Source organism: Streptomyces sp. SudanB5_2050 (assembly GCF_964272335.1).
GTDB classification, from domain to species: domain Bacteria; phylum Actinomycetota; class Actinomycetes; order Streptomycetales; family Streptomycetaceae; genus Streptomyces; species Streptomyces rochei.
Genome location: NZ_OZ186760.1, coordinates 599,680 through 613,528, shown reverse-complemented (window position 1 = coordinate 613,528; position 13,849 = coordinate 599,680). Strand labels below are relative to the sequence as shown.

Genomic DNA, 13,849 nt, shown 5'->3' with positions numbered 1-13,849 from the left:
CGGGCGCCCCGGGGAGGTCGTCGGCCCGCCCTGTCCGACAGCGGTCGGGGTCGGTGAGCCCCGAGTCAGGCGGTCTCTTCGGGGCGGCGCACCCGGTAGCGGAGGTGGGTGACGTCGCGGTCGGCGAGGCGTCGGACGAGGTCGAGTTCGATGTGGTCGGCCCCGAGGTGGTCGAACAGCCGTCTGCCCTCGCCGAGGAGCACCGGAACGAGGTGGATCTCCATCTCGTCCATGAGCCCGGCGCGCAGGAGCGCCTGGGCCGCGCCCGCGCCGTGGACCATGACCGGGCGGCCCCCGGCGGCCGCCCGTGCCTGCCGGGCACACTCCTCGACGTCGGTGACGAACCGCGCGTGACCGGGGGGCACGTCCCCGTCGTCCACCCGGTGGGTGAGGACGAAGATCGGCACCCCGTCGTGGTGATCGCCCTGCCAGCGCCCGGCGAGTTCGAAGGTCCGACGGCCGGAGATCACCGCGCCGGTCGCCAGCGCCTCGCGGTAGACCTGGCCGCTCGGGCCGTCGGACTCCCGGTCGTCGAGCCAACGGAAGAGCCGGCCACCGGCGCGTCCGAGCTCCTGCCCCGGCCGGTCGTCGGGACCGGCGACGAAACCGTCGAGCGACATCGACATGTACAGCCGAATCGGATTCTCCATGCCGGCCTCCTGGTCCGCTGCGGGCGGGAACATCACAGGGGTGACTTCCGGCGGCCGGCGAATTCATCGGTCCGCGGGTGTTTCGCCGGTCGGCGATGAGTTCCCCGGTCGCGTGCAGTCGACATGAAGGAGACCCGGCGAGCACGAGGAGACCCGTGATGGGCAAGGTGTTCACCCATATGACGATGTCGCTGGACGGCTTCGTCGCGGATCCGCATGACCGGATCGGGGAACTGTTCGAGTGGTACGAGGCGGGGGAGGTGACCGTGCCGAACCCGAACGAGACCGTGGAGTTCCGGGTCGACGCCGCCGGCGCGCGGGTGCTGCGGGAACTGACCGAGAACTGCGGCGCGGTCGTCGCCGGCCGGCGTCTGTTCGACATCGCGGACGGCTGGGGCGACAAGCACCCGGCGGGCGCCCCCGTCGTCGTGGTCACCCACCGGGCACCCGAGGGCGCCGCCGAGAGGTGGCCGACGACGACGTTCGTCAGTGGGGTCGAAGCCGCGATCACCCGGGCCCGTGGGATCGCCGGCGATCAGGACGTCTCCCTCGCGAGCAGCACCATCGCCCAGCAGGCGCTCGATCTCGGACTGGTGGACGAGGTGTGCGTCAGCCTCGTGCCCGTGCTGTTCGGCGAGGGCGTTCCCTACTTCACGAAGCCGGCGGCAGGGCACCTGCTCCTGGACGATCCGATCGTCGTCCAAGGGCGCCGTGCCCTCCACCTGCGCTATCCGGTGAGGCGCTAGTCCCGCGCCGTCGGCAGCGTCGCCAGCTCCCCGAGGACCCGGGCCGCCGGTGCCGGGTCGACCAGCCACTTCAGGTGGCTGCCGCCGAGGGTGCGGACGTCGTACGGGTTGTCCGGCGTGAGCGCGTCGCCCTCGCGGATCAGCCGGTCCTGCATGGCGAGGGGCATGCTCGCGTCGTCGGTGAGCCGTACGAAGGTCTTCGGGACGGTGCCCCAGGTCGCCGCCTGCGCCCGGTCGGCGGAGGTGCCCACGTCGAGGTTCTCGTCCGGCTGGAAGGTGTTGAGGAAGGTCAGGAACTCCTCCTCCGTGCCGTCGGCGAGGAAGGCTGCCTTGAACGCGGCGAGGGCGTCACGGTCGGCGGTGCGGAAGTTGACGCGCAGCAGACCGAGTTCGGCCGGGTTCCCGGCCATCGCCAGGCCCAGGGAAGCGGCGTCTACGGTGGCCATCTCCGGCTCGGCGTAGTAGTCGTTGACGTCCAGGTCGACGGGGCACCAGGCGGCGACGTAGACGATGCGGTCGATGAGGTCCGGGCGGGCGTTGGCCGTGGCGGTGGCCGTGAAGCCGCCGCGGCTGTGCGCGACGAGGATCACCGGCCCGTTCTCCTTGGCCCGTTCCAGGATGCCGACGAGGTGTGCGACGTTGTCGGCGAGCGTGACTCCCTTGATCGAGCCCGGAGCGGTGGCGAGCCCATCGAGGTCCTGCGGTGCCTGGTAGGCGCGCGTGTAGGTCGCCCCGAACCCGTGGCCCGGGAGGTCGACGGCGACCGAGCGGTGTCCGAGAAGGCCGAGTTCGGCCTGGAGCGGCGCGAAGGAGAAGGAGTTCGCGAAAGCTCCGTGTACCAGTACGAACGTCGGCTGCATGTGTCTGCTCACTCCCTGGCCCCCGTGGGCGCCGAACGGCTGCCCGATACGCGAGGGAGCGTACGTAGCCGGAGATCATCGGTGCAACCGTTTCCGGGGAATCGGCGTCCAGCCCGAGGGACGTGATGGGGGTGTCGTGGAATCTGCCGATGGTGCGTGGTGGGTGATCATCGTCGTGGCCGCCGTGGTGACCGTGGTCCTGGGCCTGATCCTGGTGTCCGTGGTGGCCGCGGTCGCCCTCGGGGCGGGTCGGGTGAAGCGTCGGCGCGCGGCCCGGAGGGCGGAGTGCGATCAGGAACTTCCACGGGGATGAGGCTGCGGTGATGCGGGAATCGGCACGGGTGCGCTTCGTCGAGCTGTCCGGCGGGGTGATGTCCGCTCTGTTGGCCGGTGACCTGTCCGGAGCGGGCAGGGCGGCCGGGGTTTCCCTGACCGAGTACTTCACGACGGACGCGGCGCGGTGGCTGTGGCGGTTCCGGCTCGACCAGATGGCCGCCGACCCGGAGCGTGCGCGATGGATGGTGCGGCAGGCGGTCGTCGGCGAAGAGGGTCAGGTCGTCGGACACGCCGGATTCCACGGACCGCCCGACGACGTCGGCATGGTGGAGATCGGCTACTCCGTCGACCCCGCCTTCCGTCGTCGGGGATACGCCAGAGCCACGCTGACCGAGTTGCTCCGCCGGGCGGCCGCGGAACCGGGGGTCACCACCGTGCGGGCGGCGATCGGCCCGGACAACGTGGCCTCCCTCGCCACGATCGCGGGCTTCGGTTTCGTACAGGTCGGGGAGCAGTGGGACGAGGAGGACGGCCTCGAACTCGTCTTCGAGGTCCCGGTGGACCCTGCCCGCTGACGCGGTGGTCCCCGGCCGGTACGTCGAAGCGGCACCGTGCCCCGCTACGGCTAGTGTCGATGACATGAGCGCACACTCGGAACGTTCCGTCGTCGTGGAACGCACCAGCAGCGGCCAGTTCGTAGCGACCAACGCCCGTGGCGGATCGATCAGTTTCGGTACGGCCTCGGAGGGCGACCAGGCCACCGGCTTCACTCCCGTCGAGCTGTTCCTGGCCGCGATCGGCGGCTGCTCGGCCGTGGACGTCGACATCGCCACCGGGCGTCACGCGGAGCCCACCCGGTTCTCCGTCACGGTCACCGGAGACAAGGTCAGCGACGACCTCGGCAACCGCCTGACGAACCTCAAGGCCACCTTCACCGTGGAGTTCCCGGACGACGAAGGAGCGGAGCGCGCCCGCGCGATCCTGCCCCGGGCGGTCCAGGCGTCCCACGACCGTCTCTGCACGGTCAGCAGAACCGTCGAGGTCGGCACACCCGTGGCGACGACCGTCAGCGACACCTGACCGGGGGCCTGGGCAGGCGTCTGACCCGACCGCCCGGTCAGACGCCTGACCACGGCGTCCAGCCTCCCCGGACCGTGCGAGGGGGGTACGGATAATGTGCGGGCATGGCGACGACGGGGAAGCGACGGGTCCTGTACCGGCAGGGCAGCGGGTTCTGGCGGATGACGGCGAAGTGGGCCGTGGTCTTCGGGGCCCTCTACCTGCTGGACGGCGGCCTGGTGCGGTCGTGGGGCGACGCTCTGGTCTGGCCGCTGATCGGGGTGCTGCTGTGGGTGCCGTTCGGGGTCGGCGTGGTCTGGTACCCGAGGAAGGACCAGCGCGTCGAGCTGACGACGCGTGAACTGCGGGTGCGCCGCAAGCGGTTGCCGATGGAGACGGTGAACCTGCTGTATGCGGCCCGTCTGTGGCTGGACGGGCGCTCGACCGCCGACGACCGGCCGGTGCGGGAGTGGCCCCGGAGCGAACGGGTGGTCTGGGTGCCGCTGCGGGACGGCCGGGCGTTCGGAGTGGAGTTCCGCGATCCGGCGGCGTTCGCGCGGGTCTTCGGCGCGTTCGCGGTCGAAGCGTGCGGCGGGCCCGACATCGTCCGCGCGAGGGCCGCGACGGAGAGCTGTCCGGAACCGCTCCCGATGCGGTCCCGCCCCGCCGCCGACGGCGGCTCGGCGCTGGACGTCCTCGACATCTTCGACTGACCGTCCGCACGGCAAGCGGTCGGGCAGCGCGGCGCCGGTGTGACCGGGGTCCGCACGGGCGGCCGGACCGCCGCACCGCCCCACGGTGTCGGGCAGTGACCCGCTCACCACCATCGGTCCGGCCGACCGGCACCGAGGGCGCCGAACACCCCGCACCGCCGTCCGTGCTCCGCACCCAGCGGCTCGCCGATCCGGCCGATCGACACGCTCACGATCAGGCGGTGTCCCCGAACATCGCGGAGGCCGATGCCTCCGGCCGAGAGGGGTCCGGTAAGTTGCCCGTATGCCTGATCTCAGTTGGTCCTCGCCCGCCGAGGCATACGCCGCACTGCTGCAAGGGAACGAGCGCTTCGTCCGGGGTGACCGGCTGCACCCCAACCAGGATGCCGACCGCCGCGCGGAGCTGGCACCGCGCCAGCGCCCGTTCGCCGTGCTCTTCGGATGTTCGGACTCCCGGCTCGCGGCCGAGATCATCTTCGACCGGGGCCTGGGTGACTTCTTCGTCGTCCGCACCGCCGGCCACGTCTCCAGCGCCGAGGTGCTCGGCAGCGTCGAGTACGGGGTCAACGTGTTGGGCGCCCCGCTCGTGGTGGTGCTCGGACACGACTCCTGCGGCGCCGTCACCGCCGCGTCCGAAGCCGAGCGCAAGGGCGTGGCGCCGGCCGGTTACATCGGAGACGTGGTGGAGCGGGTGATGCCGAGCGTGCTCGCGGCGCGCAGCCAGGGGTACACCGAGGTCGACGAGTTCGTGGACGAGCACATCCGGCGCACCGTCGACGCGCTGGTGGGGCGCTCCGCGACCCTGGCCGACGAGGTGTCCGCCGGCCGGTGCGCGGTCGTCGGTCTGTCCTACCGACTCGCCGACGGAACCGTGAACCAAGTGGCCGCCCTCGGACTCGGCGACTAGAGGTCGACGGAGACCACACCCACGACGCGGAGCCCTGCCCCGGCAGGGAACACCGCCGGGTCCGGTGACGATCGTCCGGCGATCGCCAGAAGTCGTGCCACTGCCGATCCGACCTCATCGGCCCGCAACGCGCGCGGCCGGGTCCCGCACGCGCCGATGTACGCGAGCCTTTTCTCAACATCTCCGGAGAGCGTCCGGGGCCCCGCGCGGGCCTGCCGGCCACCCCCTCCCGAATGACGGAGCCCACCGACCGGCCGCTGTGAGCGGCCGGTCGACGTCTGCTCGTCGCGGCGGGATCGTATTTCGGCCTTTCCCGGTGAGACGGCCCGTAGCGCGCCGCCGGCCCGCCGGGACGACCCTATGCTTCTACTCGTTTGTAGAAACAAGCCTCGGGGTGGTCCGGGCCGGTGCGGAAGCGGACGCCACCCCCTGGAAGGCACGCACATACAAGGAGTGGACGCCACGATGGTGTTCAAGCGACTTCTGGGCTCGCTCGGTGTGGGCGCCCCCACGATCGACACGGTCCTGGAACCGGCGCCGGTGGTACCCGGCGGCGCACTCGGCGGGCAGGTGCATCTCAAGGGCGGACAGGCCGACTTCGACATCGAGCACATCACGCTCGACCTCGTGGCCCGGGTCGAGGCCGAGCACGCGGAAGGGGAGAGCGAGGGCACCGTCGTCTTCGACCGGTTCACCGTCGGCGGCGGGTTCCGGCTGGCCGCCGGGGAATCACGCAGCGTGCCGTTCGGCGTCACCCTGCCCTGGGAGACACCCGTCACCGAGCTGTACGGCCAGCCGCTGGGCATCGTGCTCGGCGTGCGCACCGAGGTCGCGGTCGCCGGAGCGAAGGACCAGGGCGACCTGGACCCGCTCACCGTCACTCCGCTGCCCGCGCAGGAAGCGATCCTGGAGGCCTTCGGGCAGCTCGGCTTCGGCTTCAAGTCCGCCGACCTGGAGTACGGGCACATCGGTGGCACGGGGCAGCGTCTGCCCTTCTACCAGGAGATCGAGCTGCACCCCGCGCCCCAGTACGCGCACCAGGTCAACGAGGTCGAGCTGACCTTCCTGGCCGGCCCCGGGGGACTGGAGGTGGTCCTGGAGGCCGACAAGCGCGGCGGCCTCCTCTCCTCCGGCCATGACACGCTCACCCGTGTCACCGTCGGCCACCACGACACCCGCGACTGGACCACGGAGGTCGACGGTTGGATCCGCCGGCTCCTGGAGAACCGGTCGAAGTACGGGGCACCCGCGTACGGGCACGCCGCCCCGTACGCGAACCACGAGCACCACGGTTCCGGCGAGCACCGTCACCACGAGGAGCACCACCGCTCCGGCCCCGGCGTGGGCACGGCCATCGCGGCCGGCGCGGCCGGGCTGGCGGTCGGTGTCGTCGGCGGCATGGTCGCCGCCGAAGTCGTCGACGAGGTGGGGGACTTCTTCGAGGGCGACGAGGACGAGGGCTGAGCGGTACGGTCCCTGACCGGCGATGGACCGGGGCCACCCGCCGGGGCAGGATCTGTGGTCATGGAGTTCTTCTGCTACCACCGAGACCGCCCCGGCTCCCTCGCGCTGCGCGAGGAGTTGCTGGAGGAGCACTGGTCCTACATGGACCGGTACACCAAGGAACTGATCGCCCGCGGCCCGACCTTCGCCGACGACGGTGAGACACCCACCGGCAGCGTGCACATCGTCGACCTGCCCGACCCGGCCGCCGCCCGCGCGTTCGCCTTCGACGAGCCCACCTACCAGGCCGGGGCCTACCGGGACGTGCTGGTGCGGCGGTGGCGCAACCTGCTGGGACGCTCCATGTGGGACTACCCCGGCGGGCGGACCGGTGGGAACCGGTATCTGGTGCTCGGTTTCGGCGAGGGGCCGGCCGCCGACCTCGCCCTGCCGTCCGACCGGGACCGACTGATCGCGTACGGGCCGCTGCTGTCCGACGACGCGACCACCTGGCTGGGTACGGCGGCGCTGATCGAGGCCCCCGATCCGGACGCCGCACGTGCCGTCCTGGACGCGGACCGCTACGCGGACATCGAGGTCCACGACTGGGAGTTCGGCGGCCGCCGGTGAGCCACGCGGGCGTCGGCCGCACCGGGTCCCGCCCCGCGCGTTCCCCGTCCCTGTCGGACCCGGCACCTACGCTGTCCCCACCAGAGCTGATCAAGGAGCGGGACAGTGCGGACAGAGCGTCATCAGGTGGGTGCGGCCGTCGTGTCGGCCGCGCGCGAGGACTTCACGAACCGGATCGGGGGACTGGTGCGGTCGATGTCGCGGGCCGGCCGGATGACCACCTACGAGTGGCAGTCGATAGCCGGGGAGTTCATCGACTACCTGGGCGCCCTCTCGGTCGACACGCCCGGCCTCGACACGTCGGAGGCCAGAGCGGCGCTGAAGGACGCCGCCGAGGCCGCGGCCGGCGCCGTCGCCTACGCCGCGTACCACCCGCACTGCAGCTTCCAGGTCTTCCTGGAGTACGTGAACTTCGGCATGAGCTACGACCCGGGCGACGACGCCCCGCAGGAGAGCGTCACACCGGGGGAGTGGATCGACGCGCTGTGCCTGAACGCCCTCCGGGACCGGGCCAAGTGGCACGGCGAGGCGTTCCACTTCGCCCGGCAGAAGTTCGCCGAGCGGGCACAGGGGACGCCGGTCGGCGAACTGGCCACAGGACTGACGGCCGTGGTCCTGGACGACACCGGCGACGACGAGGAGTACCCGCCGAGCGCGCAGGCCAGGCTCGCCGCCGTCGACGCGGCCCTGGACCGGATCCGCGTCCGCGCCGAGGAGACCGGCGAGCCGCTGCTGGACCGGCCGCACAGCGCGGCACTGCGCACGCTGCGCGCCCTGGCCGCCGAGGACCGGGACGCCTTCGACGCCGGATTGTCCGACCTCCTGGTCAGACACTCCGCCCTCCAGGGCCCCTCGGCCTCCCCGAGCAGCCTGATCCCGCTGGTTCCCCTCGCTCTCGCCGCGCTCGCGTACCGGACCCTGGGCTGGGCGCCCGCCGTCCGCACCGACTACCTCCCGCACGCCCTGGTCACCGGCTACGAGAGCCGGGGCCCCAGGGTCCGGGGGTTCGGCCGGAACCGGCGACCGGACGCGGTCGCCGCACTCACCGCCGGGCCGCTGACGGTGGAGCGGCCGGACGGCGAGTGGACCGTGCACCCCCAAACCGAGGCCATGTACGAGGAGGATCTCCGCGAGGCGATCACCCCCACCGACGGGAAGCCCCTCGACCTTTCGCGGCTGGAGTGGGCCATGGGCGATCAGGAGCGCCTGTTCAAGTGGCGCGCGGGCGACCCCGGCGGCGTCTCGGAGCCCCTGCTCACCCACCTCCGGCTGGCCTCCCGGATGGGCGCGGCCCTGTTCCGCGTGGCCCTGGCGCAGCCGGGCACCGAGGCCGAGGTGACGATCGACGGCCGCACGCTGCGCTACCGCGCCGAGCGGGGCGAGGCGGCCGGCGCCCACAACTGGCACACGGCCACCCTCCTGGCCCTGATCACAGGCGTCCCCGAGGACCTGGCTCCGCTGGTCCTCACCGGGCCCGCCTTCGCCCGCCCGGACGGCTCCGCCTTCGCCCCCTACCGCGAGGCCCTGCACGCCTACTTGGCGGGTACCGACCCGGAGTCGGCCGCCCGGCGGGCACTGGAGCAGGACGAGAAGGCGAAGGACTGGGGCTTCGCCATGCCGCCGGCGGTGCTGCTGTCGCAACTGGTGGAGGGCGACGAGGAGAGTTTCAATCTGGCCCTCGCCGACGCGCTCGAAGCCCACCGCGCCCACTACGAGGTCGCCGACCGCGCGAGCGACGCGGACGCCGCCCTCAACCTCGACGCGCTCGCCCTCGCGTGCCACGCCCGCCGCCGGGGCTGGGCCGTGCGCGTCGTCTCCCCCTACCTCCCGCAGGGCCTCCTCCAGGCGGCCGAGCCCTTCTAGCGCCGGTCAGGACGGCTGGACCTGGTCGAAGAGGGCGAGCGCTTCGGCCGGGTCCGCACTCACCAGGCGTTCGAGGCCGGCCGTCGTGAGCTGCGCCCACCTGCCGGCCCGCGCCCACATCCGTTCCTCGAAGGCGCGGACGGCGTCGTCCGGATCCGCGGGACCGGCGACGACGGCCTCGGCGAGTTCGGCGCCCTCCAGCAGCGCGAGGTTCGCGCCGGCCCCCAGCGGGGGCATCAGATGGGCGGCGTCGCCCAGGAGGGTCACCCCGCGTACATGGGGCCAGGTGTGGGAGACGGGCAGGACGTGGAGCGGGCGCCGGACGAAAGCGGTGCCGCGGCGGAGGAGGTCGAGGACCGGATCGGCCCAGCCGTCGAAGAGGGCCAGCAGACCCGATCGCACGGTCTCGACGTCGGCCGGGGCCGCCGTCGCCTGCCGGTCCAGCGGCGCGCGGAACTGCGCGTACACCTTGAGGTGGCCGCCGCTGCTGCGCTGGGCGACGAGAGCGCGGTTCACGCCGTACACGGCCAGGGAACCGTCACCGACCAGCCGGGCGAGGTCGGGGTGGGCCGTGTCGACGTCGTCGAGCGAGGTCTCGACCATGGTGACGCCGGTGTAGCGCGGCGACACCGGTGACACCGCCGGGCGGACCCGGGACCAGGCGCCGTCCGCGCCGACCACGAGGTCGAACGTCTCCTGCCGCCCGTCCGCGCAGTGGACCCGTACGCCGTCCCGGTTCCCCGGCACCACCTGCGTCACCTCCCGGCCCCACTGGACGTCGAGCGGGCCCAGGAGCAGGTCACGGAGCTGTCCGCGGTCGATCTCGGGATTGGCGCGGTCGTCCGGGCGGGGCCGCCAGTCGCGCAGGACGGTCCCGTCCGGGTCCAGGATGCGCATCGCCTGCCCCTCCGGGCGGGACAGGGCCCGGAACTCCGCCAGCAGCCCCGCCTTGTCCAACGCGCGCTGTCCCAGACCCTCGTGCAGGTCCAGCGTGCCGCCCTGGGAGCGGGCGTCGGGGGCGGTGTCGCGTTCGAGGACGGTGACCGGGTGGCCGTGGCGGTGCAGAACGCGGGCGAAGGCGAGGCCGGCGGGGCCGCTCCCCACCACGGCGATACGACGTCTCATGGCGATACACTGTATTGCCACGCTACGGTGTATCACAAGGATGGTGTGCTCATGACCGTGTGGGACCGGCCGGAACCACCGGCTCGCCCGGTGCCGCTCGACCGGGAACGGATCGTCGCCACCGCCGTCGCGCTGGCCGACGAGGGCGGCCTGGAGGCGGTGTCGTTGCGCAAGGTCGCCGCCCGGCTGAACGCCGGCCCGATGCGGCTGTACGGATACATCGCCACCAAGGAGGAGCTGTTCGACCTCATGGTGGACGAGGTACAGGCGGAGATCCTTCCCGAGGAGCCGGCCGACGACTGGCGGGAGGCGCTGAGCGGCCTGGCCCACCGCACCAGGCGGACCGCTCTCCGGCACGAATGGCTGGCCGACCTGCTGGGCGGCCGACCGGCCCTGGGCCCGAACGGCCTCGCCGTGTCCGAGTCCACACTGGCCGCCCTCGACGGCGTCGCCGACGTCGACACCGCCATGCGCGCCGTGGAGACCGTCAGCGCCTACTTCATCGGCGCGATCCGGCGCGAGATCGCGAACCTGCGGGCCGAGCGCGCCACGGGCCTGACCGAGCAGGACTGGCAGCGCGCCCGCGGGCCGTACCTCACGGGGATGCTGGCCACGGGCCGCTACCCGGCGCTGGCCAAGGCCGTGCACGAGGGCACGCACGTGGACGCCGACACGTCCTTCGCGACCGGTCTGGACTGGGTCCTCGACGCCGTGGCCGTCAGGTTCACCCGGCCGCCGGTGTGACACCGGCTCCGCGATCCGCTCGGCGACCGTCCGCGCCGCCCTCGTAGGATGCACGGATGCCGAAGCCCTTACCGTCCGGCCGCCGCGCACGGTTCGCCGTGTGGGCGGTGCTGTGCGCGGCCGGTGCCGCCGCCGTCGCCGCACTGAACGTGAACGCCTCCCCGGCCCCCGGCCCCCGGCCGGAAGAGCGCGAAAGGCCCGTCAGCGCCGAGTGTGCCGCGTACATCGCGGACATCGAGGCACAGTTGGCGGAGGCCGGGGCGGAGCACGAGGACGGCGGCGTGCTGTCCTTCACCCGCAGGGGGATCGGCGCGGAGGACTGCGGCGACGAGGTCCTCGACCACTTCGGCGGCGACCGGTCGACCGCACCGCCGCGGGTCTACTCCTCGTGCCTGGCGGTCGACACCGAGCCGGTGCCCGCGGGCGGCGACCCGTGCGGCGGTCCTTGAGCGGCACGGTGGCCGCCGACTGCCGACGGTCAGGCCGCGGGCTCCCGCCCGGGGCCGGCGGCATCGAGGCGGGAACGGAGGGTGGCGGCGAAGTCCTCGGCGCGGGACAGCTGGACGCGCAGTTCCTCGATCTTGCGGGCGGCGTCCTGCTCGTAGGCCCTCACCCGCTCCAGGAGGGCGTCGCGCTCCGCTGCGTCGGCCGACTCGGCGTCGTCCAGTCGGTCGGTGGCGTCGAGCAGGTCGCGCATCTGGTCCAGGGAGAACCCGAGGGGCTTCATACGGCGGATGACCATGAGCCGCTGCACGTCGGACTCCGTGTAGAGGCGGAATCCTCCCTGGGAACGGGCTGACGGGATGACCAGACCCGTCTCCTCGTAGTGCCGGATGGTGCGCAGGGACAGCTCCGTCCGCGCGGCGACCTCGCCGATCTGCATGTGCTTGTCGTCCACGCCGCTTGTCCAGGCCCTTCTCTTCCCGAGGCGGGCCGCGTCCGCTGCGACCTCGCCGTCTCTACTCTAACGTTAGGGTAGAGTTGTGGACGGTGAGGGTGGCTCGGCCTCCCCTCCGCTGCCGTTTCCGGGGCCGACGACGCCCCCGGCGAGGATCCGATTTCCGCAGGAGAGAGCGTGCGCGAGCCCATGTCGCCGACCGCCGCTGCCTGCCCGCCGTGACCCTTCGCCTCCGGGTGTGAGCCGCGGGGCCGTCCGTGCACGTCCCGTCTCGCGCCCCCTTCGGACTTCCGGCCCGCCTCGCGGGCCGTCGCGCGGGAGCCGGCCCGGCCCCCGCGTGTCCTTCCCGCACGCCCCGGCCCGCCGACCGGGCGTGCCCGAGCACGACAGGTACGCATCTCCTTGTCCTCCGCCGCTGTGACTCCCGCCGCGCGCCTGCGTGGCCTCAAGCCCGACTGGCTGCACGACCCCAAGGTCTGGCGCACCGAGATCCTGGGTGGTCTGGTCGTCGCCCTGGCCCTGATCCCCGAGGCCATCTCCTTCTCGATCATCGCCGGTGTCGACCCGGCGGTCGGCCTGTTCGCCTCGTTCACCATGGCCGTGGTCATCTCGATCGTCGGCGGCCGACGGGCGATGATCTCCGCCGCCACCGGCGCCGTCGCCCTCGTCATCGCCCCGCTGAACCGTGAGCACGGCCTCGGTCATCTGGTCGCCGCGGTCATCCTGGCAGGCGTCTTCCAGATCGTCCTCGGTGCCCTCGGAGTGGCGAAGCTGATGCGCTTCGTGCCGCGCTCGGTGATGGTCGGCTTCGTCAACGCCCTGGCCATCCTGATCTTCATGGCCCAGGTGCCCGAGATGCGCGACGTGCCCTGGGCGGTGTACCCCCTGATCATCGGCGGCCTCGCGCTCATGGTGTTCTTCCCGAAGCTCACCAAGGTGATCCCGGCCCCGCTGGTCTCGATCGTCGTCCTCACCGTCATCACGGTCGCGGCCGGCATCGCGGTGCCGACCGTGGGGGACAAGGGCGCCCTGCCGTCGTCCCTGCCGGTCCCCGGCCTGCCGGACGTGCCGTTCACCCTGGACACCTTGACGACGATCGCCCCGTACGCGTTCGCGATGGCGCTGGTCGGCCTGATGGAGTCGCTGATGACCGCCAAGCTGGTCGACGACATCACCGACACCCACTCCTCCAAGACCCGTGAGTCCATCGGTCAGGGCGTCGCCAACATCGTCACCGGCTTCTTCGGCGGCATGGGCGGCTGCGCCATGATCGGCCAGACCATGATCAACGTGAAGGTGTCCGGCGCCCGCACCCGCCTGTCCACCTTCCTCGCCGGCGGCTTCCTGATGGTCCTGTGCATCGTCTTCGGCCCGGTCGTCTCCGACATCCCCATGGCCGCCCTGGTCGCCGTCATGGTCATGGTGTCCTTCGCGACCTTCGACTGGCACTCCATCGCGCCCAAGACCCTGAAGCGGATGCCCGCCGGGGAGATCACCGTCATGGTCGTCACCGTGACCGTGGTGGTCGCCACCCACAACCTCGCCATCGGCGTCGTCGTCGGCACCCTCACCGCCATGGTCGTCTTCGCCAAGCGCGTCGCCCACCTCGCGCAGGTCACCGCCGTCACCGATCCCGACGGCCGCACCGTGGTCTACCGGGTCAGCGGCGAGCTGTTCTTCGCCTCCTCCAACGACCTCGTCGGCCAGTTCGACTACGCGGGCGACCCGGAGAAGGTCGTCATCGACCTCTCCTCCGCCCACGTCTGGGACGCCTCGTCCGTCGCCGCCCTCGACGCGATCGAGACCAAGTACGCGCAGCGCGGCAAGCGCGTCGAGATCACGGGCCTGAACGACCCCAGCGCAGACCTCCACGGCAAGCTCACCGGCGAACTCTCCGGCAGCCACTGACTTCCGCGCCCGCCGACCCGTACCGCG

At 72.3% G+C, this 13,849-nt stretch carries 16 protein-coding genes; 12 read left to right on the top strand and 4 right to left on the bottom strand.

Annotation, left to right across the window (positions count from 1 at the left end):
* Nucleotides 1–65: 65 nt before the first annotated feature.
* Nucleotides 66–650: a dihydrofolate reductase family protein gene (locus tag ACFZP7_RS02355; protein WP_359419306.1), complete on the bottom strand. Its 585-nt coding sequence runs from the start codon at nt 648–650 to the stop codon at nt 66–68.
* 158 nt (nt 651–808) lie between these two features.
* On the opposite strand from ACFZP7_RS02355, the gene ACFZP7_RS02350 reads away from it, so the two are divergent.
* Nucleotides 809–1,396, top strand: coding sequence for a dihydrofolate reductase family protein (locus ACFZP7_RS02350; RefSeq protein ID WP_385633718.1), 588 nt, complete (start codon nt 809–811; stop codon nt 1,394–1,396).
* On the opposite strand, the gene ACFZP7_RS02345 is transcribed toward ACFZP7_RS02350, so the two are convergent.
* Nucleotides 1,393–2,256, bottom strand: coding sequence for an alpha/beta hydrolase (locus ACFZP7_RS02345; RefSeq protein ID WP_385633717.1), 864 nt, complete (start codon nt 2,254–2,256; stop codon nt 1,393–1,395). The genes ACFZP7_RS02350 and ACFZP7_RS02345 overlap by 4 nt on opposite strands.
* Nucleotides 2,257–2,392: 136 nt before the next feature.
* Between ACFZP7_RS02345 and ACFZP7_RS02340 the strand changes: the two genes are divergently transcribed.
* From ACFZP7_RS02340 to ACFZP7_RS02305, 8 genes are all read left to right on the top strand, one after another.
* The gene (locus ACFZP7_RS02340) at nt 2,393–2,569 is read left to right on the top strand and encodes a hypothetical protein (RefSeq protein WP_164287036.1); all 177 of its coding nucleotides are present in this window, start codon (nt 2,393–2,395) and stop codon (nt 2,567–2,569) included.
* A 10-nt stretch (nt 2,570–2,579) separates the two neighbouring features.
* Nucleotides 2,580–3,107, top strand: a complete 528-nt coding sequence (locus ACFZP7_RS02335; RefSeq protein ID WP_385633716.1) for a GNAT family N-acetyltransferase — start codon at nt 2,580–2,582, stop codon at nt 3,105–3,107.
* A gap of 64 nt (nt 3,108–3,171) precedes the next feature.
* Entirely contained in the window at nt 3,172–3,612 is a 441-nt protein-coding gene (locus ACFZP7_RS02330; protein WP_125769577.1) for an OsmC family protein, read from the top strand.
* A 104-nt stretch (nt 3,613–3,716) separates the two neighbouring features.
* Nucleotides 3,717–4,304, top strand: coding sequence for a hypothetical protein (locus ACFZP7_RS02325; protein ID WP_109203650.1), 588 nt, complete (start codon nt 3,717–3,719; stop codon nt 4,302–4,304).
* A gap of 283 nt (nt 4,305–4,587) precedes the next feature.
* A complete protein-coding gene (locus tag ACFZP7_RS02320; protein WP_019324367.1) occupies nt 4,588–5,211 on the top strand; it encodes a carbonic anhydrase in 624 nt (207 codons plus the stop codon).
* 465 nt (nt 5,212–5,676) lie between these two features.
* Nucleotides 5,677–6,675, top strand: a complete 999-nt coding sequence (locus tag ACFZP7_RS02315; protein ID WP_385633715.1) for a sporulation protein — start codon at nt 5,677–5,679, stop codon at nt 6,673–6,675.
* 60 nt (nt 6,676–6,735) lie between these two features.
* Nucleotides 6,736–7,284 (top strand): YciI family protein, encoded by a 549-nt coding sequence (locus ACFZP7_RS02310; protein WP_385633714.1) that lies wholly within the window; start codon nt 6,736–6,738, stop codon nt 7,282–7,284.
* A gap of 126 nt (nt 7,285–7,410) precedes the next feature.
* Complete coding sequence (locus ACFZP7_RS02305) at nt 7,411–9,147, top strand: Imm49 family immunity protein (protein ID WP_385638307.1); 1,737 nt, start codon at nt 7,411–7,413, stop codon at nt 9,145–9,147.
* A gap of 6 nt (nt 9,148–9,153) precedes the next feature.
* Here ACFZP7_RS02305 and ACFZP7_RS02300 read toward each other — a convergent pair whose 3' ends face one another.
* Nucleotides 9,154–10,272: an FAD-dependent oxidoreductase gene (locus ACFZP7_RS02300; protein WP_385633713.1), complete on the bottom strand. Its 1,119-nt coding sequence runs from the start codon at nt 10,270–10,272 to the stop codon at nt 9,154–9,156.
* A gap of 51 nt (nt 10,273–10,323) precedes the next feature.
* Here ACFZP7_RS02300 and ACFZP7_RS02295 point away from each other — a divergent pair, with 51 nt between their 5' ends.
* A complete protein-coding gene (locus ACFZP7_RS02295) occupies nt 10,324–11,016 on the top strand; it encodes a TetR/AcrR family transcriptional regulator (protein ID WP_210900495.1) in 693 nt (230 codons plus the stop codon).
* A 56-nt stretch (nt 11,017–11,072) separates the two neighbouring features.
* A complete protein-coding gene (locus ACFZP7_RS02290; RefSeq protein WP_385633712.1) occupies nt 11,073–11,465 on the top strand; it encodes a hypothetical protein in 393 nt (130 codons plus the stop codon).
* A 29-nt stretch (nt 11,466–11,494) separates the two neighbouring features.
* On the opposite strand, the gene ACFZP7_RS02285 is transcribed toward ACFZP7_RS02290, so the two are convergent.
* Entirely contained in the window at nt 11,495–11,914 is a 420-nt protein-coding gene (locus ACFZP7_RS02285) for a MerR family transcriptional regulator (RefSeq protein ID WP_185908283.1), read from the bottom strand.
* 402 nt (nt 11,915–12,316) lie between these two features.
* Here ACFZP7_RS02285 and ACFZP7_RS02280 point away from each other — a divergent pair, with 402 nt between their 5' ends.
* Nucleotides 12,317–13,822: a SulP family inorganic anion transporter gene (locus tag ACFZP7_RS02280; RefSeq protein ID WP_029392983.1), complete on the top strand. Its 1,506-nt coding sequence runs from the start codon at nt 12,317–12,319 to the stop codon at nt 13,820–13,822.
* Nucleotides 13,823–13,849: the final 27 nt, after the last annotated feature.